The 20,133-nt window shown below is 46.9% G+C and carries 17 protein-coding genes and 1 riboswitch; of the genes, 14 read left to right on the top strand and 3 right to left on the bottom strand.

Annotation, left to right across the window (positions count from 1 at the left end):
* Positions 1–53 precede the first annotated feature (53 nt).
* Positions 54–956 carry a UDP-3-O-acyl-N-acetylglucosamine deacetylase gene (lpxC, locus tag VF685_RS05420; RefSeq protein WP_005180809.1) on the top strand — a complete coding sequence of 301 codons (903 nt, stop codon included), beginning with the start codon at positions 54–56 and terminating at the stop codon, positions 954–956.
* Positions 957–1,053: 97 nt separating this feature from the next.
* On the opposite strand, the gene VF685_RS05415 is transcribed toward lpxC, so the two are convergent.
* Entirely contained in the window at positions 1,054–1,494 is a 441-nt protein-coding gene (locus tag VF685_RS05415; RefSeq protein WP_016658741.1) for a hypothetical protein, read from the bottom strand.
* 108 nt (positions 1,495–1,602) lie between these two features.
* On the opposite strand from VF685_RS05415, the gene VF685_RS05410 reads away from it, so the two are divergent.
* The 10 genes from VF685_RS05410 to recJ all read left to right on the top strand — a co-directional run bounded on the left by VF685_RS05410 (position 1,603) and on the right by recJ (position 15,116).
* The gene (locus VF685_RS05410) at positions 1,603–2,286 is read left to right on the top strand and encodes a M23 family metallopeptidase (protein WP_005180807.1); all 684 of its coding nucleotides are present in this window, start codon (positions 1,603–1,605) and stop codon (positions 2,284–2,286) included.
* Positions 2,287–2,554: 268 nt separating this feature from the next.
* Complete coding sequence (gene aceE / locus VF685_RS05405) at positions 2,555–5,257, top strand: pyruvate dehydrogenase (acetyl-transferring), homodimeric type (protein ID WP_127800553.1); 2,703 nt, start codon at positions 2,555–2,557, stop codon at positions 5,255–5,257.
* A gap of 2 nt (positions 5,258–5,259) precedes the next feature.
* Positions 5,260–7,284, top strand: coding sequence for a 2-oxo acid dehydrogenase subunit E2 (locus tag VF685_RS05400; RefSeq protein WP_286384676.1), 2,025 nt, complete (start codon positions 5,260–5,262; stop codon positions 7,282–7,284).
* Positions 7,285–7,396: 112 nt separating this feature from the next.
* Positions 7,397–7,538: riboswitch (yybP-ykoY riboswitch) on the top strand.
* 70 nt (positions 7,539–7,608) lie between these two features.
* On the top strand, positions 7,609–8,184 hold the full coding sequence (locus tag VF685_RS05395) for a TMEM165/GDT1 family protein (RefSeq protein ID WP_016658743.1): 576 nt from the start codon (positions 7,609–7,611) through the stop codon (positions 8,182–8,184).
* Positions 8,185–8,367: 183 nt separating this feature from the next.
* Positions 8,368–9,165, top strand: coding sequence for an MBL fold metallo-hydrolase (locus VF685_RS05390; protein ID WP_005180798.1), 798 nt, complete (start codon positions 8,368–8,370; stop codon positions 9,163–9,165).
* 106 nt (positions 9,166–9,271) lie between these two features.
* On the top strand, positions 9,272–9,637 hold the full coding sequence (locus VF685_RS05385) for a YkgJ family cysteine cluster protein (protein WP_075167288.1): 366 nt from the start codon (positions 9,272–9,274) through the stop codon (positions 9,635–9,637).
* A gap of 179 nt (positions 9,638–9,816) precedes the next feature.
* Positions 9,817–11,283, top strand: a complete 1,467-nt coding sequence (gene guaB / locus VF685_RS05380; protein WP_005180795.1) for an IMP dehydrogenase — start codon at positions 9,817–9,819, stop codon at positions 11,281–11,283.
* Between the two features lie 126 nt (positions 11,284–11,409).
* Positions 11,410–12,747, top strand: a complete 1,338-nt coding sequence (gene glmM / locus VF685_RS05375; RefSeq protein WP_005180793.1) for a phosphoglucosamine mutase — start codon at positions 11,410–11,412, stop codon at positions 12,745–12,747.
* A gap of 11 nt (positions 12,748–12,758) precedes the next feature.
* Entirely contained in the window at positions 12,759–13,415 is a 657-nt protein-coding gene (gene pdxH, locus VF685_RS05370) for a pyridoxamine 5'-phosphate oxidase (RefSeq protein WP_286384675.1), read from the top strand.
* Positions 13,416–15,116, top strand: coding sequence for a single-stranded-DNA-specific exonuclease RecJ (gene recJ, locus VF685_RS05365; protein ID WP_163170469.1), 1,701 nt, complete (start codon positions 13,416–13,418; stop codon positions 15,114–15,116).
* A gap of 51 nt (positions 15,117–15,167) precedes the next feature.
* On the opposite strand, the gene VF685_RS05360 is transcribed toward recJ, so the two are convergent.
* On the bottom strand, positions 15,168–15,968 hold the full coding sequence (locus VF685_RS05360; protein ID WP_152342563.1) for a putative porin: 801 nt from the start codon (positions 15,966–15,968) through the stop codon (positions 15,168–15,170).
* A gap of 171 nt (positions 15,969–16,139) precedes the next feature.
* On the bottom strand, positions 16,140–16,922 hold the full coding sequence (locus tag VF685_RS05355; protein ID WP_127801881.1) for a putative porin: 783 nt from the start codon (positions 16,920–16,922) through the stop codon (positions 16,140–16,142).
* 514 nt (positions 16,923–17,436) lie between these two features.
* On the opposite strand from VF685_RS05355, the gene prfB reads away from it, so the two are divergent.
* The 3 genes from prfB to VF685_RS05340 all read left to right on the top strand — a co-directional run bounded on the left by prfB (position 17,437) and on the right by VF685_RS05340 (position 20,123).
* A protein-coding gene (gene prfB / locus VF685_RS05350) for a peptide chain release factor 2 (RefSeq protein ID WP_104470758.1) occupies positions 17,437–18,532 on the top strand; the annotation gives its coding sequence in 2 pieces (ribosomal slippage) (positions 17,437–17,508 and positions 17,510–18,532; 1,095 coding nt in all).
* A gap of 166 nt (positions 18,533–18,698) precedes the next feature.
* Positions 18,699–18,998: an ArsR/SmtB family transcription factor gene (locus VF685_RS05345; RefSeq protein WP_104489264.1), complete on the top strand. Its 300-nt coding sequence runs from the start codon at positions 18,699–18,701 to the stop codon at positions 18,996–18,998.
* A 45-nt stretch (positions 18,999–19,043) separates the two neighbouring features.
* Positions 19,044–20,123: an alkene reductase gene (locus VF685_RS05340; RefSeq protein WP_127801880.1), complete on the top strand. Its 1,080-nt coding sequence runs from the start codon at positions 19,044–19,046 to the stop codon at positions 20,121–20,123.
* The last annotated feature ends 10 nt before the right edge of the window (positions 20,124–20,133 follow it).

Genomic DNA, 20,133 nt, shown 5'->3' with positions numbered 1-20,133 from the left:
AATGGCTAAATATGCTAACGTATAGCGGTTTTATATACAGATGAATTGAGAGCATGTTGAAACAACGTACCCTAGAACGTGTCGTGAAAGCGAGTGGTATAGGTCTGCATAGTGGACAGAAAGTCATGATTAACTTTGTGCCGCACCATGCTGACGGGGGAATCGTGTTTCGCCGTATTGACCTGAATCCACCGGTCGATATTCCGGCCGATGCCATGCTGATTCAGGAAGCCTTTATGTGCTCGAATCTGGTTCAGGACAATGCCAAAGTCGGCACCATTGAACACATTATGAGTGCGCTGGCGGGTCTGGGAATTGATAACCTGATTATCGAGGTATCCGCCTCTGAAGTGCCAATTATGGACGGCAGTGCCGGTCCCTTCATCTATTTATTAATGCAGGGTGGTTTAAAAGAGCAGGATGCGCCAAAAAAATTCATCAAGATTTTAAAACCGGTTGAAGCGCTAATTGATGATAAACGTGCCATCTTCACCCCGCATGACGGTTTCCAGCTCAATTTCACCATCGATTTCGATCATCCCGCCTTTAAAAAAGAATATCAGTCTGCCACCATTGATTTTTCTACCGAAACCTTCGTCTATGAAGTCAGTGAAGCACGCACCTTTGGCTTTATGAAAGATCTGGATTATTTAAAAGCCAACAATCTGGCCTTGGGCGCCAGCCTTGAAAATGCCATTGGGGTCGATGACACCGGTGTGGTCAATGAAGAGGGCCTGCGTTTCTCGGATGAATTTGTTCGTCACAAAATATTAGATGCGGTGGGCGACCTGTATTTGCTCGGTCATCAAATTATTGCGAAATTTGATGGATATAAATCGGGTCATGCACTGAATAACCAGCTCTTGCGGAATGTGCAAAAAGATCCAAGCAGCTATGAAATTGTAACATTTGATGACATCAATCAATGTCCAATTCCGTATGTGAGTGTGACATAAGTCATTGTCTTTCCTTGGTGATGTTATAATGTAACATCTAAAAAAGTGAACTAATTCTCGTTTTTATCGGTTTTGTATTTTTTAGATTGGCGCAATGTTACTTTTTATTGCTTGCCAAACGTAACAAAGCTTGGCTAAGCTTAGGGTCGCTCACAAAGTCAGCAGCACCGCGAAGCATTTCCTGGGTTTCTGTACTGAGTGTTCTTGAAGATTTTTCCTGTTTTGGGGGCGTTTGCAACTGCGGTTTTAACCGGACCTGAATCTTGTGTAAATCTTGAAGTTCTGCCAATTGTGATAGCTGAGCAACATACTGTTTTTGCAAATAGGCCAGTTGACTCACCATCGCCTGATTGGTGCCAGTAATGGTAAGAATCCCTTGCTGATAACAAACAACCTGCCAAAGTTCGGGTTGGGGCAACAAGGGTTGAATAATTTGAGTAAGTTTCTGCCAGGCAGCAACTTGCGTTGAGAGAAACGTTAGGTTTCCTGTTTTTATGTGTTTTCTTGTTTGGCGAAAGACGTTACAAGGTTCGGACATACATATTTCCTTCATGTTTATGTCTTAATCTTATGCGCTCTTTTCAGTGAAGATCAAGGAAGAGATCACCAAGGAACTCTGAGTAAGAACAGTTTTTATGAGGTTTTTATGCATACGCGACGTATTTTATTAGCGTTTTCTTTGGCGGCTTCTGCGGCGTCAGTGGCTTTTGCTGATCTGGTTGACTTAAACAGCCAAAATTCATCGACAGACCGTATTGAAGAATTGACCCGCACCCTGGCACAAGGGACCTATAGCGAGTCACAAGACATCAATATTCCGGCGCAAACTGAAATTAATGTCAAACTGCGTGAAAAAACGGTTGAATTAAACAACGAATCTTTAGCGAAAAAATACGGTTCAGCGTCTTCTGCGAAATCTTATAGCGCTAATCCATATAGCTGGTTAGTGGCGCATCCTTTACCAAATGCCCGTGTAAGCTCAAACTATGGCGGTCGTACCATGAATGGCCGTGCTGAACGTCATTCAGGTTTAGATCTAGCCGCTCCAAGCGGTACACCAATTTATGCCACTGGCCCGGGTATCGTAACTAAATCAGGTTGGGGTACAGGTTATGGTCAATATGTTGAAATTAACCATGGCAATGGCTATTTAACGCGTTACGCTCATGCATCACGCTTAATTGCACGTGTCGGCGACCGTGTTGCTGCAGGTGAGCATATTGCAAACGTAGGCTGTACAGGTCGTTGTACCGGTCCTCATTTACATTATGAAGTAGTAAAAGACGGCGTTCGTAAAAACCCATCAACTTACCTGGCAATGCTGCCTTAATAGCTTGCGGCTTTTGCTCAAAAGGCCTAATTTTTGAGCACGTCATGCATTAAGACCTTATAACGATTATATTATCACTCAAAAGAATATTGTCTGTATATTAAACCGCCGCTATTGGCGGTTTTTTGTTATTTTGGGTAATAAAACATCAATAGATATTTTTTCTCGAAATAGTAGTCTAAAGTCGTATTCACCGATGGCCATACCTGTAGAAAGCAGAAATATGGTACATATAAACCATATAATTAGGATTCAGGAATGACCAACTATGGCGTATTATGGTGATACCGACGCGCAGGAAACCCAAGAGTGGCAGGATGCGTTTGATTCAGTTTTGCAGCACATGGGAACCGAGCGTGCGGCATTTTTATTAGAAAAACTTTATCAACGGGCAATCGCGAAACACGTTCCCATTCAGCGTCTAAATACGCCTTATTTAAATACCATTTCAGTTGAAGAGCAACCACCACTGCCGGGTGATCAGGATATGGAACGTCGTATCCGCGCCCTGATTCGCTGGAATGCACTGGCAATGGTACTGCGTGCCAACAAAACGGGCGATGACCTTGGTGGTCACCTGGCCAGTTTTGCTTCTTCTGCCACCCTTTATGATGTCGGCTTTAACCATTTCTTCCGTGCTAATAGCGATAACTTTGGCGGCGACATGATCTATTATCAAGGTCACTGTGCACCAGGTATCTATGCACGTTCTTTCCTTGAAGGTCGTCTGACGGAAGAGCATTTAAATAACTTCCGCCGTGAAGTCGGCGGTAAAGGTTTGCCATCTTATCCACACCCATACCTGATGCCAGACTACTGGCAGTTCCCGACCGTATCCATGGGTCTGGGTCCGATCATGTCAATCTATCAGGCGCATATTCAAAAATACCTGATGAACCGTGGCCTGATCAAAGAAGAAGACCGTAAAGTCTGGGCTTATCTGGGCGATGGCGAGATGGACGAACCGGAAAGCCTGGGCGCCATCTCATTGGCTGGTCGTGAAAAGCTCGACAACCTGATCTGGGTGGTGAACTGTAACCTGCAGCGTCTGGATGGCCCGGTACGTGGTAACGGTAAAATTATTCAGGAACTGGAATCACTGTTCCGCGGTGCAGGCTGGCGTGTGATTAAAGTAGTCTGGGGCCGTCATTGGGACCCGCTACTGGATAAAGATAAATCTGGCGCGCTGAAAGCAGTGATGGAAGAAGCGGTGGATGGTGACTATCAGCGTTATCAGGTGAAGGGCGGTGCCTATACCCGTGCGCACTTCTTTGGCCGTTATCCGGAAGCTGAAGAGCTGGTGAAAAACTTAAGCGATGAAGATATTGATAATCTGAACCGCGGCGGTCACGACCCGTACAAGGTATTTGCCGCCTATACCGAAGCGACCAAAGCCAAAGGTCAGCCAACCGTGATTCTGGCCAAAACTGTAAAAGGTTATGGTCTGTCTGAAGAAATTGAAGCGGTGAACAAAACTCACCAAATCAAGAAAATGCAGCTTGAATCACTGAAATATGTACGTAACCGTTTCAACTTGCCATTTACCGATGAGCAGCTGGAAGAAGTACCATTCTATCGTCCAAGTGAAAACTCGCCTGAAATTAAATATATGAAGGCGCGTCGTGAAGCACTGGGCGGCTACTTGCCGGCACGTCGTAAAGACAGCGAGTCTCTCGCGATTCCTGAGCTGTCGGTGTTTGATGCAGTGCTAAAAGGTTCAAACGGTAAAGAACAATCGACCACCATGGTGATGGTGCGTCTGATCTCTGCACTGTTAAAAGAAAAAGCCATTAAAGACCGCGTGGTGCCAATTGTTCCAGATGAAGCGCGTACCTTCGGTCTGGAAGGTATGTTCCGTCAACTGGGTATTTATGCCGCACACGGCCAGAAATATACCCCGGAAGACCAGGAACAATTGATGCATTACCGTGAAGCCAAAGACGGTCACATGCTGCAAGAAGGGATTAACGAAGCCGGTGCGATGAGTGCCTGGGCGGCGTTGGCGACCAGTTATTCGACCAATAACCTGCCAATGATTCCGATGTACATGTACTACTCGATGTTTGGTTTCCAGCGGATTGGTGACATTGCTTGGGCAGCCGGTGATGCACAGGCGCAAGGTTTCTTGCTCGGTGCAACCGCAGGCCGTACCACTCTGAATGGTGAAGGTTTACAGCATCAGGACGGTCACTCGCACATTCTGGCCAATACCATTCCAAACTGTGTCTCTTATGACCCATGTTTCGGTTATGAACTGGCGGTTATCGTCCATGACGGTTTACAGCGCATGTATGTCAATCAGGAGCGTGTGTTCTATTACCTGACGGTTATGAACGAGAACTACGAGCATCCTGAAATGCCGCAGGGCGTTGAAGAAGGCATCAAGCGTGGTATGTATCTGCTTGAAGAAGATGAAAAAGCCACGGTTCAGCTTCTTGGTTCAGGTGTAATTCTGCGTGAAGTGATTAAAGCCGCGAAAATCCTGCGTGAGGAATATCAGATTCACTCCAATGTCTACAGCGTGACCAGCTTCAACGAACTGGCGCGTGATGGTATGGCATGCGAAGAATACAACCGTCTGCATCCGCTGGCGGAAGAAGCCAAAGAGCCGTGGGTATCGAAACAGCTGCGTGGTACGGATGGTATTGTGGTGTCTGCAACTGACCATATGCGTGCTTATAGCGAACAGATCCGTGCTTATCTGCCAGACAGCCGTCCGTTTGTGGCGCTGGGTACAGATGGTTATGGCCGTTCGGATACGCGTGCCAACCTGCGTAGCTACTTTGGTGTCGATGCCGCGCACATTGTGGTGGCAACCTTGAAGAAGCTGGCCGATGAAGGCGAAGTTGATGCGCGTCTGGTCAAAGATGCCATTTCAAGCTTTGAGCTGGATACCGACCGTCCGGTCGCGTGGGCACCACAGGCTACGCCTGAGCTGCACGCTGTGGCTGACTACAAAGAGGAGAACTAATCATGCACATTACGACTCCTGATATTGGTGTAGATAAAGCCACCGTGGCCGAAATTCTGGTCAAGGTCGGCGATAGCATTGCGGTCGATGACAGTATTGTGTTGCTGGAATCCGACAAAGCCTCTGTTGAAGTGCCAAGCACTTCAGCCGGGGTGGTGAAAAGCATTCTGGTCAATCAGGGTGATGAAGTCGCAGAAGGCGCAGTACTGATTGAGCTGGAAGCCGAAGACGGGACCTCACAAACCGTTGAACCACAACTGGCCGATGCACCGCAAAAAACGTCTGAAAACACCCCGACCTCATTGTCTGATCAGGACATTATTGCGGAAGTGAGCAGCCATCAACCTGCGGCAGCCTCGCAAAACCAGACAGCAGCGGCTGGCAGCGCTGTAACCGTTGAAGTGAAAGTGCCGGATATTGGTGTAGAAAAAGCGCTGGTTGGTGAAATTCTGGTTCAGGTCGGCGATCAGATTGATGTCGATCAGAGCATTGTGGTAGTGGAATCGGATAAAGCCACGGTGGAAGTGCCAAGTACGGTATCGGGTACGGTGGCCTCTATTGAGATTCATGCTGGCGATAGCGTCAAAGAAGGTGTGGTGATTCTGACCGTGGCCACGGCAGAGGCAGCACCAGCAGCTGAACAGTCGCAAGCTCAAGCCGAACAGCAACCCGCTGCTCAGGCGGCGCCTGAACCCAAAGCTGAACCAGCAACGCCAGCTTCTGCAGCACCGGCGGGTGATGTCGAAGTGAAGGTCCCGGATTTAGGGGTTGATAAAGCCGCGGTTGCAGAAATTCTGGTTCAGGTCGGTGATACGGTCGAAAAAGATCAAAGTATTATTGTGGTGGAATCGGACAAGGCCACGGTTGAAGTGCCAAGTACCGCCGCCGGTGTAATCAAGGCGATTCATGTCGAGCTGGGTCAGAGTGTGTCGGAAGGCATTGCGCTGGTGACCATTGAGGCGGAAGGACAGGCAGCACCTGCACCGCAAGCAGCAGCAAAAGCTGAAGCGCCAGCACAAAAAGCCGCACCTGCTGCGCCAGCCGCACCGGCATCAAGCGCTGTACCGAGCACGCATACTGCAGACAAGCTCACCAAAGAGCAAAATGCAGCGAACTCGAAAGTATATGCTGGTCCTGCAGTGCGTAAACTGGCACGTGAACTGGGTGTCATCCTGGCCGATGTCAAAGCTTCCGGTCCACATGCACGGGTCATGAAAGAAGACCTGGTGGCCTATGTGAAGTCGCGTCTGACAGCACCGCAAACTGCTCCGGCAGCCGCAGCGGTGGCAGCAGCACCATCAGGCTTGCCGAAACTGCCAAGTTTCGATGCGTTTGGTGGTGTGGAAGAGAAAGCTTTAACCCGCTTGCAGCAAGTGTCCATTCCGCAGCTGTCTTTAAACAACTACATTCCGCAAGTAACCCAGTTTGATGCAGCAGACATCACCGAACTGGAAGCATGGCGTAATGAGCTGAAAGGTAACTTCAAGAAAGAGGGCATCAGCCTGACCATTATGGCCTTTATCATTAAGGCAGTGGCCTACTTGCTGAAAGAAGAGCGCGAGTTTGCCGGTCACTTGTCTGATGATGGTAAGTCCGTGCTGCTCCGTAATGAAATCCATATGGGGATTGCGGTAGCGACACCAGATGGCCTGACGGTACCGGTACTGCGTAATCCGGATCAAAAATCAATTAAGCAGATTGCAGTTGAATTGGGCGAGCTGGGCCAAAAAGCGCGTGACAAGAAACTGTCACCGAAAGACCTGCAAGGCGCCAACTTTACCATTTCCAGCCTTGGCGCAATTGGTGGTACTGCCTTTACGCCGCTGGTGAATTGGCCACAAGTGGCAATTCTGGGGATTTCTCCAGCCACCATGCAACCGGTCTGGAATGGCGAAGGCTTTGATCCACGCTTAATGCTGCCGTTGTCGCTGTCTTATGATCACCGTGTGATTAATGGCGCAGATGCAGCCCGATTTACCAACAAGCTGACCAAGCTGCTCAAAGATATCCGGACTTTGTTAATCTAAAATGCCGCTTGGTGTTTTTCTGTTGCGGAGAACGTGCAAAGTTGAAAAAACCCTGCTTCGGCAGGGTTTTTGCTTTTGGTACTTGAGTTTTTTCTGTGGCCGATTACAATAACAGCACTTCATTGGGGAGTAGCCGCTTTTTACGCAAAGTAAAAAGGTGATGGTCAACATATTTGCTCAACAGGGCATGGTCATCATAGCAAAGAACCAAAATGCTTTTCTCAAGCTTTCTTTTGTTGGCAAGACCTTTGATTTATCACTCTGCAGATTTGGCTAGCAGGAGGGATAGGTCATTGGTATGTGTGCTAGCCAGAGAAATCCATCATGTATGAATTCCTGATCTCAACTGCAATTGTCGCTTTGGCTGAAATGGGTGATAAAACCCAGCTGTTGGCCTTGTTACTGGCGGCCCGCTTCCGTAAACCGCTGCCAATTTTACTGGCGATTCTGGCCGCCACCCTGATCAATCACGGTTTATCTGCAGCCTTGGGACAATGGATTACCACCATTTTAAGTCCTGAAATTTTGCGCTGGATTCTGGCGCTCGGTTTTATTGGAATGGCGATCTGGATGCTGATTCCCGATCAGCTGGATGATGAAAATGAAAGCATCAACAAATGGCAGAAATACGGGGTGTTTGGTGCCACCTTTATTCTGTTCTTCCTGGCAGAAATTGGTGATAAAACCCAGATTGCAACTGTAGCCCTGGCCGCGCGTTTTGACAGTATTTTCTGGGTGATGATTGGCACCACCTTGGGGATGATGATTGCCAATGCGCCGGCAGTATTTATCGGCAATAAAATGGCAGAGAAATTACCGGTATCCTTGATTCATAAAATTGGTGCACTGATTTTCCTGATCATCGGGGTCAGCACCTTGTTGCAATATTATTTCTTTTAAAGGCTGCTACTGATTTTGGCTCAATCTTCCCGGTTGGGCTTTTTTATGGGCTGAACCTGACCCGTGCTTCTACAAAATAGTTGAAAGTTAAATTGTATATTGATTGTAAGTTGGCGGAATACCCTTTATTTTATAGGGAATTAAAAATTTAATGTAAAGATAAGATTTTTTTGGGGACAAGGTATGGCGTTCGATCGCACCACATCACAAGTATTATTTGATAATGGCACGCATAAATGTATCAGTTTCACCAGTCTGGTCAAAGGTGAGGGCGTACAGGCCAACCAGTTTCTGATTCTGGACAATGACCGTGCTGCGGTTCTGGATCCGGGCGGCGATTTGACTTATGTGCCGCTGACCATGGAACTGAATAAATATACCCGCCTGACCAATCTGGACTATGTGATGGCATCGCATCAGGACCCGGATATTATTACCTCGATGCCGCGCTGGCTGGTGTATACCGATGCCAAAGTGGTGGCTTCGAAACTGTGGGCGCGTTTCTTGCCACACTTGAACTCGGCCTTTATGAGTGACCGGATGAAAGGCAACTGGCTGGAGCGTCTGATTGAACTGCCTGATCATGGCCAGGTGATTCCACTGGGACAGGCATCCATTGTCGCCATTCCTGCGCACTTCCTGCATTCGGTCGGTAATTTCCAGTTTTATGATCCGGTGGCTAAAATCCTGTTTTCCGGTGATATGGGCGCTTCAATGGTCGAAGATGCGTCCAAGCCGTTAGAAAACTTTGCCGCGCATATTCCAAAAATGAAAGCTTTCCATCAGCGTTATATGTGTGCCAATAAAGTCATCCGTTTATGGGTGAATATGGTGCGTCAAATGGATGTCGAAATGATTGTGCCACAGCATGGTACCGCGTTTGTGGGCAAAGAGCAGATCAACCAGTTCCTGGACTGGATTGAAACGCTGGAATGCGGTGTCGACCTGATGGATGAGTCGGTATTTACCTGCCCAACTTAAGGTCAAAATCGCGTAAAAAACTGAAAAAATAACTTGAGTGTAAAAACAACATTTTTTATATTTTCTTCCCCAAAAAAACTCTTTTTTGATGACGAGAATTTTAACAATGTTGTCTCAAGTTGCTTCCTCAGATGCGTGTCTTAGCTGCGGCGCATGCTGCACCTATTTTAGAGTTTCATTTTACTGGGCAGAAGGCATTCCCATGCCTGAGCATTATACCGAACCGGTAAATGCCCTCTATTCATGCATGAAAGGGACCAATCAGGCCAATCCGCGTTGTATTGCGCTGGAGGGAACGGTCGGACAACAGGTCAGCTGCTCTATGTACGAGCAGCGCAGTTCCAGTTGCAAAGAGGTACAGATTGCCGATGAGCAGTGCAATAAGGCACGCCGTGCGCATAACCTGATTCCTTTAGTGCTGGTCGAAGCGGCCAATGATGGCCAGGACCCGGATTTTGACCGGGTCAGTTAAAGACTTCAGCATCCAGATGCTGTTATCGTAGAAAAGCAGGCCATGGCCTGCTTTTTTCATCAGCAAACTCATCCGAATTGTCAGGATGTGCGGAATAAATAATTATTTATGCAATAACAAATGAAATTTATAGCAAGATTTGTTTATAATAGCGCACGGAAATTACCAGTGAGACTGTTATGTTGACCATCGTTCAAGAAGCGCTAACCTTCGATGATGTCTTATTACTCCCTGCCTACTCAACTGTCCTCCCAAAAGATGTCTCTCTAAAGACACGTTTAACTCGCGGCATTAATCTGAATATTCCTCTTGTGTCTGCAGCCATGGATACGGTGACTGAATCCCGTATGGCCATTGCAATGGCGCAAAATGGCGGTATTGGTATCCTGCATAAAAACATGGATATCGCAGCGCAGGCGGCTGAAGTACGTCGTGTGAAAAAATTTGAAGCCGGTATGGTCAAAGACCCGATCACTGTGACCCCAGAAACCACAGTACGTGAACTGATTGCCTTAACTCAAGCCAACAACATCAGCGGTGTTCCTGTGGTGAAAGATGGCAAAGTGGTGGGCATCGTCACCGGTCGTGATACACGCTTTGAAACCAATCTGGAGCAGCCGGTCAGCAACATCATGACTGGTCAGGACCGTCTGGTGACGGTACGTGAAGGCGAATCAAAAGAAAATATCCAGGCACTGTTGCAACAGCACCGTATTGAAAAAGTACTGGTGGTGGGTGAGAACAACGAACTGCGTGGTTTAATTACGGTCACTGATTTCCGTAAAGCAGAACTTTATCCAAACAGCTGTAAAGATGACCTCGGTCGTTTACGCGTAGGTGCTGCAGTGGGTACCGGTGTGGAAACCCCAAGCCGTGTAGAAGCACTGGTTGAAGCTGGTGTAGACGTGATTGTAGTCGATACTGCACACGGTCACTCTGCCGGTGTAATTGAACGCGTACGCTGGGTAAAACAGAATTATCCGCAAGTGCAAGTGATTGGTGGTAACATCGCAACGGGTGATGCTGCGCTTGCGTTATTAGATGCCGGTGCAGATGCAGTGAAAGTCGGTATTGGTCCGGGTTCTATCTGTACTACCCGTATTGTGGCCGGTATTGGTATGCCGCAAATCTCGGCGATTGACTCTGTAGCGAATGCATTAAAAGAACAGATTCCATTGATCGCGGATGGTGGTATCCGTTTCTCTGGCGATATGGCCAAAGCGATTGGCGCAGGTGCCAGCACGATTATGGTCGGTTCACTGCTGGCTGGTACTGAAGAAGCACCGGGCGAAGTTGAATTCTTCCAGGGCCGTTATTACAAGGCTTATCGTGGTATGGGTTCATTGGGTGCCATGGCGGGTGCAACCGGTTCTGCAGACCGTTACTTCCAGGACTCTAAAGCCGGTGCTGAAAAACTGGTGCCAGAAGGTATTGAAGGTCGCGTACCGTACAAAGGCCCAATGGGTAATATCGTGCATCAGATGATGGGTGGTTTACGTTCATCAATGGGTTATACCGGTTCTTCAACCATTGAAGACCTGCGTCAGAATGCCAAATTCGTGAAGATTACTGCAGCCGGTATGTCTGAATCTCACGTGCATGATGTGACCATTACCAAAGAAGCACCGAACTATCGCGTTGGTTGATTTTTGGTAATTCGCCTTATAGAAAAGCCGTCATAAATGTGACGGCTTTTTTAATTTTGGTGTAAAGTAAGCGTGTTGAAACAGGATGATGAAAATCACCATAACCCTATAAGAAGTGAGTAAGACATGAGTTATTTTGGAACCGATGGTATACGTGGCAAGTTTGGGGAGCTTCCAATTACACCAGAGTTTGCATTGAAACTAGGTTTCGCGGCAGGTAAAGTTTTAAAAAAATACAGCAAGAAAAATAAACCGATTGTGGTACTGGGCAAAGATACCCGTCTGTCAGGTTATATTCTGGAATCGGCGCTACAGGCTGGTCTGAACGCTGCCGGTATTTATGTACATTTACTGGGGCCATTGCCGACCCCCGCGATTGCACATTTAACCCGTGCCTTACATGCCAGTCTGGGCATTGTCATTTCTGCATCGCATAACCCGTATTTTGATAACGGGATTAAATTCTTCTCCAGCGAAGGCAAAAAACTGCCGGATGAACTGCAGGAAGCGATTAATCAAGAACTCGAAAATGAAATTCAGATTGAAGATAACGCCAATCTGGGTAAAAGCTTCCGCGTTAAAGACTCTGCCGGACGTTATATCGAATTCTGTAAATCGACCTTTCCTTATCATTTCGATCTGAACCATTTAAAAATTGTGGTGGACTGTGCCAATGGTGCAGCCTATAACGTTGGTCCGGCGGTATTTAAAGAGCTGGGTGCCAAGGTCATTCCGCTATATAACACCCCAGATGGTCTGAATATTAATGAAGATTGTGGTTCGACCCATCCGGAACAGTTACAGCAGGCGGTGGTAGAACATCAGGCGGATTTGGGCATTGCCTTTGATGGCGATGCTGACCGGGTGATTATGGTTGACAAAAATGGTGAGCAGATCACCGGTGATCATATCCTTTATATTCTGGCGACGCAGGCCAAAAACAAACCGGCAGGTATTGCCGGAACTGTCATGAGCAATATGGCACTGGAACTGGCGTTAGAAAAAGCTGGAGTCGAGTTTGTCCGGGCCAAAGTTGGTGACCGCTATGTGTTGCAGGCGCTTGAGGAAAATGGCTGGAATATCGGCGGTGAGCCATCGGGCCATGTCCTGACTCTGGATAAAAGCACCACTGGTGATGCGATTATTGCCGCATTACAGGTCTTAACCGTCATGGTAGAGCAGGGCAAAGCCCTGCATGAACTGGTTGCCGATTTTAAACTGTTCCCGCAAGTGCTGGTGAATGTACGTTTAGAGGCCATGTTTGACCCGTATGCCGTGCCCGCTTTAGTGGAAGAATTTGGTAAAGCAGAAGCGCAGCTGCAAGGCCGTGGCCGTATCCTGATTCGTAAGTCAGGCACTGAACCGGTGATTCGTGTAATGGTCGAAGGGGATGACCAGCAGGAAGTGACCGTACTGGCCAACCATCTGGCCGATGCCGTGCGTCATCATGCGATTGCTGCCTAAGGGGAGTATAGATGTCTGATTTAATTAAAGACTTAAGTGAATTACGTTTAAGCTATCAAAAAGGCGAGCTGCATGAGTCAGCCGCTTTGGCTGATCCACATCAGCAGTTCTTAAACTGGTTTAATCATGCACTGGAAATCAAACTGTATGAACCCTATGCCATGTCTTTGGCCACAGCCAATGCGCAGGGCCGTCCGCATGTGCGTACCGTGCTACTGCGCGGTGCAACCGAACTTGGTTATGACTTTTATACCAACTATGACAGCCAGAAAGGCACCGACTTACTGGAAAATCCTTATGCGGAATTGCTGTTTTACTGGCCGGAACTGGAACGCCAGATTCGGATTAGCGGCCGGGTGAGTAAAATTCCGGAGGAAGAGTCGCATCTGTACTATAACAAGCGTCCACGTGACAGCCAGATTGCGGCGCATATCAGTACCCCGCAAAGTGGTGTGATTGCCAGCCGTGAAGCGTTGCAACAGCGTTTTGCACAGCTTGCTGCCCAGGTGGGTGAGCAGGATGTACTGAGCAAGCCGGAATTCTGGGGCGGTTATCGTCTGGAACCGGATTATTATGAATTTTGGCAGGGGCGCCCGAATCGTTTACATGACCGTTTAAGTTATGAAAAAACCGATGGGGCATGGACACTGCAACGATTGATGCCTTAAATGTCGAATATACAGATTAAACAACGACCTTTTCTGACACGCCCTGAAAGTTTTCAGGGCGTGACGCCGTTGATTGCCCAGATTTTGGCGCGACGTGGTGTGCAATCCGAGCAGGAACTGGAACTGAAGCTGAAACACTTGCTGGCGCCGACCATGAAAGGGCTGGATCAGGCCATTCAGCTTCTGGATCAGGCCATTGACGAGCACAAAGAGATTGTCATTGTCGGTGATTATGATGCCGATGGTGCCACTAGTACCGCCTTAATGGTACTGGCCTTGCGTGAATTGGGTGCCAAAGTGCAGTATCTGGTGCCGGACCGGTTTAAATATGGGTATGGCCTGACCCCGGCAATTGCCGATCTGGCCTTTACCCGTTTTCAGCCTGATTTATTAATTACCGTTGATAATGGTATTTCCAGCCATGCCGGCGTGGAACAGGCGCAAGCGCATGGTATGCAGGTTATTATTACCGACCATCACCTGACCACCAAAGCTACACCAGCGGCGGATGCCGTTGTCAATCCAAACCAGCTCGGCTGCGAATTTCCAAGTAAAGCACTGGCCGGCGTCGGGGTGGCATTTTATGTCTTGGCCAACCTGTCCAGTTATCGTAAAAAACAAGGCAAATCCAGCAGCAACCTGACCCAATATCTGGATCTGGTGGCCTTGGGCACCTATGCCGATGTGGCCAGTCTGGACTATAACAACCGTATTCTGGTGGATGCCGGACTGAAAAAAATCCAGCAACATCTGTGTCGGCCGGGAATTTCAGCACTGCTGGATATAGCCGGACGAGAGGCAGCCAGCCTAAAAGCCCAGGATTTAGGTTTTGTGTTGGGACCACGGATTAATGCCGCGGGCCGAATGGAAACCATGGATATTGGTATTGAATGTCTGCTGGCCAATGATGCACAAACTGCTTATCGCTTCGCTGAACAGTTAAACCAGTTAAATGTAGAGCGTCGTCAGGTTGAAGGGCAGATCAAGCAGGAAGCATTGCAGGAACTGGAAAAAATCCAGCTCGATGCTAGCGAACTGCCTGCGGCCTTAATCATGTTTGAGCCGCATTGGCATCAAGGGGTGATTGGTATTGTCGCAGGTCGGCTGAAAGAACAGTTCCATCGCCCGAGTATTGTGTTTGCGGCTGATGAAGATGGTATTCATATTAAAGGGTCGGCACGTTCCATTGATGGTATTCATATCCGTGATGCGATTGAACAGGTAGCCGAGCAGTATCCGCATCTGGTCAGCCATTTTGGTGGACATGCAGCTGCGGCTGGACTGACCATTCAAAAAGCTCATTTTCAGGAATTTAGGCAGATTTTTGAACAGCTGATTGCCAGCATGGACCCTGAGCTGTTTCAGGCCACCTTATGGACCGATGGCGAATTGCCGGTAGAAGATTTTCATCTAGACACTGTGCATACCTTGCAGCACTTGGCGCCGTGGGGGCAGAAATTTCCACCGCCAATTTTTGAGGGACAATTTCAGATTGTGGATTATCGTTGGCTCAAAGATGTACATCTTAAATTACGCGTGGCTTTGGAAAATGGGCAGGTGATTGATGCGATCGCCTTCAATGCAGCCGATAAATATGAATTTGATCCGATGAAAGATACGCGCTTGGTGTATGAGCTGGATAAAAATGTCTTTAATGGCAATGTCAGCCTGCAAATGCGGATTATCCATTTAGAACAATAGGCCATAAAAAACCGCTCGAGTGAGCGGTTTTTTGACTTTTAATCGGAATGATTAGAAGCGGAAAGTACCATTGATACCAAACGAGTCAATACCGTCAGTTGTGTGGTAATTTACACCTGCTGCAATAGTTGGCGTAAAGAATTTTTGAGCTTTAATACCGAACAGTGTATCTGAACCATCTGCAGTAGAATCAGCAATAGATAGACCTACACTGAGAGTTGGATCGATATAAAGATCAGCAGCTAAGCGATAAGTTGTTTCATCGCCAATATAAGTTAAACCTTCAAAATTGGTAAAATGATTGCCAATTTGAGTCACGTATTTGGCACGTAAAGATAATGCAGTGTCATCACCTACAGTAACTGCATTTGAAAGATTTGCGATGAAGCCATAGTCTGCTACTTGAACTGGATCTACGCTTTCATTTGCAGCACCTACTGCTAATAACAAGCCATTAATTGGTAAGTAACCAACTTCAAGCGCATAACCGGTATTATCGTCACCTGCAAAATCAACTTGGTTAATAGTACCGCCCACATAGAATTGTGTATTTGGAATATAGAATTCTCCGCTCACACCAAAGACATCAATATCTTCATCGCCATCACCGCTGGCATTGGCATAACCTAAGCCAATATTGCTTGCTTTATTTAGAAAAGCAGCTTCTGCAAGTGGAGAGTTTTTAACTTGGACAGCGTTTAAGTAGTATTTTCCATTGATGAAAAATGTATCTAGATCCCCAAGGTTATCGATATCAGTGTTTTCATACCCTACATTAAGTTCAGCTTGGTAAGCATGTGCAGTGCCTAGGCTGGCAAGAAGTGCTGTAGCAAGAGCAAGTTTCTTAAACATTTAGATTTTCTCTCTTTGTTATAAAAATATGACTGTATTATTAACAGTTGTAACAAATTGTACAGTTTATATTCGCCCAGTCAATGTGCAAAAAATACCTAAATGCTTCTTATCAGTGCAAAAAACCCATCCGAAGATGGGTTTTTTACGATTTATGCGTTTCTATACAGATTAGAAGCGGTATTTTGCTGCTACACCAAAGCGGTTGTAGTCGTTGCTACCTGCTTCACCGAAACCGACACGACCTTCAAGGCTGACTTGTGGGGTGAAGAATTTACGGGCATTGATCCCGAACTCATTGGTATCTGTAGGGCCAAGATCTTTACTTGCATAATCTACACCAACACTGAGTGTCTTATCGATAAAATAGTCTGCTGCCAGATTGTATTCATCTAGATCACCAAAGCCTGCGCCAGCTTCCAGGTTGATATCTTTACCATTACTAAGTGTAGTCACATATTTAGCACGTAATGTTGGATCTACGCCGTCATCATAGTCATTATCATAACCTTTTAAACCGGCAGCAATTAATAGGCCCGGTGCTGGAAGGTAACCGATTTCAGCACCATAAACGGTTTGATCAGAGTTAGGGCCAACGTCGCGTTTAACATCATCACGACCAACATTACCACTTAGGTAGAAGTCTGAATTTGGTACAAAATATTCAGCGCCTACGCCGTAACGATGACGGTCATCATTACCGATTTCATCATATTGATATTGAGCGCTTACATTACTGGCACGATCAAGGAAGGCTGCTTCTGCCAAAGGCGCATTACGCGTTTGAACAGGGTTAAAGTAATAGGTACCATCTACACCAAAAGAACCACTTGTGCCGCCATGATCTGGATCAATTAATCCTGCAGAAGCACCAATTTCAGCTTGGTATGCATGTGCTGTACCTGCGACTGCGAATACAGATAAAAGTGCTGAAGCAATTGCTAGTTTTTTCATGGATCTTACCCCTCTGAAATCAGGTTGACTGTTTAATTTTTTGTTACAACTTCAGTCTAGGCCAAATAAAATTTTGGTCAATCCAGCAAAAGTTACCGCATTGTTTCAGCTGTAATATTGTGTAATTGATTAATTTTAAGATATTGATAAATAATAGAAAATAATTAATGTTTTGTTTTATTAAAAGTATGGAGATTCTGTGAATTTAGGTCAATTTGTATAATTTTTGCGCTGTATTATAAGTTATGATGCGGCTTTGTAAAACCCTTTTGCGAAAGATGAAAAATTTCATTTTTATCAATTTGAAAGCCAAGAACGGGCAATTAAACCGAATTTTAAATGCGTTTTTTTCTTGATCTTTCTTCTAGTTTGCTGGTCTCTGTAGGTTGTGCTCATCATGGCCGTCTAAGTTTATATCCATCATTTTAGTTGAGTGGATGCAGGCGCCTCTTACTCCTGATTGGCTCTATGCTACAATACGCGGGTTTTATCGATATTTTTTGAGAGCATTCACGTGGAAATTAATCCTTATCTAAACCAGCTAAAAGACTTGAACGAACGTGGTCAAACACTACGGGGGTATCTTTGACTACGATCTTAAAAAAGAGCGTTTAGAAGAAGTTCTCCGTGAATTGGAAGATCCGGCCATCTGGAATGACCAGAACCGCGCCCAAGCCATGGCCAAAGAAAAAGGCGAGCTTGAGAACGTCCTGAATGTATTAGACGGTCTGGCAACACAGCTCGAAGATGCACAGGCAATGCTGGATCTGGCGGTGGAAGCCGATGAAGAAGCCATGCTGGAAGATGTGCAGGCCGAATTGAGCGCCGCTGAAGAAGAGCTGGCAAAACTTGAATTCCGCCGGATGTTTAACAATCCAATGGACCCGAACCCGTGCTATGTGGAAATTCAGGCCGGTTCTGGCGGTACCGAAGCACAAGACTGGGCTTCAATGCTGCTGCGTATGTATATGCGCTGGATTGAGCGTCATGGCTTTAAGGCCGAGCTGATGGAAGAATCAGATGGTGATGTGGCTGGGATCAAGTCTGCTACGATCCGTGTAGAAGGCGAGTATGCTTATGGCTGGTTGCGGACTGAATCGGGTGTCCATCGTTTGGTGCGTAAGTCACCATTTGACTCGGGTAACCGCCGTCATACGTCATTCTCTGCAGTGTTCGTTTCACCTGAAGTAGATGACAATATTGAAATTGAAATCAATCCGTCAGATGTCCGTACTGATACCTATCGTGCATCGGGTGCTGGTGGTCAGCACATTAACAAAACTGACTCTGCCGTGCGTTTAACCCACATTCCAACCGGTATTGTGGTGGCCTGTCAGAACCAGCGTTCACAACATGCCAACCGTGACCATGCCTGGAAACAGTTACGTGCCAAACTCTATGAACTGGAGATGAACAAACGTAATGAAGCGGCTCAAGCATTAGAAGACTCGAAGTCTGACATTGGTTGGGGCAGCCAGATCCGTTCTTATGTATTGGATGACTCGCGGATTAAAGACCTGCGTACCGGTGTCGAAAACTCCAACACAGGCGCAGTGCTGGACGGTGATCTGGACAAATTTATTGAAGCGAGCTTAAAGCAGGGGCTTTAAGCCGCTGGCAATAAAAAAGTATCAACAACAAGGCACTAGTGGTGTAAAAGCAATATATCTAAAAAAATCGATATATAAATCGAAAAAATACGATATATTGGATAAGAACACTGAATAGTGCTTTGTTGCGTTCCTTGAACACAGCCTGATGCGACGTGCCTGAATTATGGATATTGATTTAATTTTTAAAGCCTTAGCCAATCCGACGCGCCGACAAATCTTGCTCTGGTTAAAACATCCGGAACAGTTTTTGTCAGAAGAGCAGTGCGGCGGCTTTCAACGTGGCGTCTGTGCCGGCAATATCGAAAAACTCGGTAAGGTGTCGCAGTCAACCATGTCCAATCATTTATCTGTGTTACAGCAGGCCGGTTTAATTCAGGCTGAAAAACATGGTCAATGGTCCTATTTCTCCCGCAACGAAGCCCTGATTCAGCAATATATTGAATTTTTAGAAAGCTCACTCTAAGACAAAACAGCATCTGTTTGGTCGCGTGCAGCTACAGAGGCATCTATGGCAGAACTGAATACTCCCTTAACCCTGGGTCAACTCCAGTTAAAAAATCGTGTGGTGATGGCACCCTTAACCCGTAGTCGTGCAACCGATGAGCGTGTCCCAACCGCGATGATGGCTGAGTACTATGCCCAACGTGCAAGTGCAGGCCTGATCATTTCTGAAGCGACAGTTATTTCTGAAGAAGCCAATGGTTACCGCAATACACCTGGGCTATTTACAGATGCACAGGTCGAAGGCTGGAAACTGGTAACCAATGCTGTACATGAGAAGGGTGGTTTAATCGTTGCCCAACTATGGCATGTGGGGCGTGTTTCTGATCCAGAGCTGTTAAATGGTGAAACACCGGTATCGGCGAGTTCAGTACAACAGGCCGGTCACGTCAGCTTGCTGCGTCCAAAACGTCCTTATGTTCTTCCACGTCCGCTGGAAATCTCAGAGATTCATGCCATTACCGAGCAATATAAACAGGCGGCGATACGTGCCAAAGACGCCGGTTTTGACGGGGTAGAACTGCACGCGGCCAATGGTTATTTAATTGACCAGTTCCTGCAAAGCAAGACCAACCAGCGTGAAGATCAGTATGGCGGTTCGGTTGAAAACCGTGCCCGTTTCCTGCTGGAAGTGGTGGATGCCTTGATTGAGATCTGGGGTGCTGGACGTGTGGGTGTACACCTTGCACCGCGCGGTGATGAGCATGATATGGGTGATGATGATCCACGTGAAACATTTGGCTATGTGATGCAGGAATTGGGTAAACGCCAGATCGCGTTTTTCTTTACCCGTGAATATTTGGCAGAAGACAGTATTTCCGAGTATATGAAACAGCGTTCAGGTGGTGTTCCCTACATTGCCAATATGCGTTTAAGCCGTGCCGATGCGATTGAACTGCTGGCTTCGGGCAAAGCCGATGCCGTGTCTTTTGGTAAGGCTTATATTGCCAACCCGGATTTATATGAACGTCTGCTGGATGATGCACCGCTAAATGATTTGCAGCTGGAAACCATGATTGGGGTGCAGGGTGCAGCAGGCTATACCGATTATCCAACTCTGGCTGAAAGCGTGGTGAATGCCGACTAAAGCAGCCGCG

It is taken from the genome of Acinetobacter sp. Brlt_5, from assembly GCF_051949055.1.
GTDB lineage: Bacteria > Pseudomonadota > Gammaproteobacteria > Pseudomonadales > Moraxellaceae > Acinetobacter > Acinetobacter indicus.
The sequence above is the reverse complement of the archived record's forward strand: the minus strand, read 5'-3'. Positions and strand labels throughout refer to the sequence as shown.

Excerpts from the sequence above, each read along its gene's own strand:
- VF685_RS05410 (WP_005180807.1), top strand. The coding sequence starts at position 1,603 with ATGCATACGCGACGTATTTTATTAGCGTTTTCTTTGGCGGCTTCTGCG.
- VF685_RS05340 (WP_127801880.1), top strand. The coding sequence starts at position 19,044 with ATGGCAGAACTGAATACTCCCTTAACCCTGGGTCAACTCCAGTTAAAA.
- VF685_RS05400 (WP_286384676.1), top strand. The coding sequence starts at position 5,260 with ATGCACATTACGACTCCTGATATTGGTGTAGATAAAGCCACCGTGGCC.
- aceE (WP_127800553.1), top strand. The coding sequence starts at position 2,555 with ATGGCGTATTATGGTGATACCGACGCGCAGGAAACCCAAGAGTGGCAG.
- VF685_RS05385 (WP_075167288.1), top strand. The coding sequence starts at position 9,272 with ATGTTGTCTCAAGTTGCTTCCTCAGATGCGTGTCTTAGCTGCGGCGCA.
- lpxC (WP_005180809.1), top strand. The coding sequence starts at position 54 with ATGTTGAAACAACGTACCCTAGAACGTGTCGTGAAAGCGAGTGGTATA.
- VF685_RS05360 (WP_152342563.1), bottom strand. The coding sequence starts at position 15,968 with ATGTTTAAGAAACTTGCTCTTGCTACAGCACTTCTTGCCAGCCTAGGC.
- VF685_RS05345 (WP_104489264.1), top strand. The coding sequence starts at position 18,699 with ATGGATATTGATTTAATTTTTAAAGCCTTAGCCAATCCGACGCGCCGA.
- VF685_RS05415 (WP_016658741.1), bottom strand. The coding sequence starts at position 1,494 with ATGTCCGAACCTTGTAACGTCTTTCGCCAAACAAGAAAACACATAAAA.
- VF685_RS05390 (WP_005180798.1), top strand. The coding sequence starts at position 8,368 with ATGGCGTTCGATCGCACCACATCACAAGTATTATTTGATAATGGCACG.
- VF685_RS05395 (WP_016658743.1), top strand. The coding sequence starts at position 7,609 with ATGTATGAATTCCTGATCTCAACTGCAATTGTCGCTTTGGCTGAAATG.
- recJ (WP_163170469.1), top strand. The coding sequence starts at position 13,416 with ATGTCGAATATACAGATTAAACAACGACCTTTTCTGACACGCCCTGAA.
- guaB (WP_005180795.1), top strand. The coding sequence starts at position 9,817 with ATGTTGACCATCGTTCAAGAAGCGCTAACCTTCGATGATGTCTTATTA.
- pdxH (WP_286384675.1), top strand. The coding sequence starts at position 12,759 with ATGTCTGATTTAATTAAAGACTTAAGTGAATTACGTTTAAGCTATCAA.
- VF685_RS05355 (WP_127801881.1), bottom strand. The coding sequence starts at position 16,922 with ATGAAAAAACTAGCAATTGCTTCAGCACTTTTATCTGTATTCGCAGTC.
- glmM (WP_005180793.1), top strand. The coding sequence starts at position 11,410 with ATGAGTTATTTTGGAACCGATGGTATACGTGGCAAGTTTGGGGAGCTT.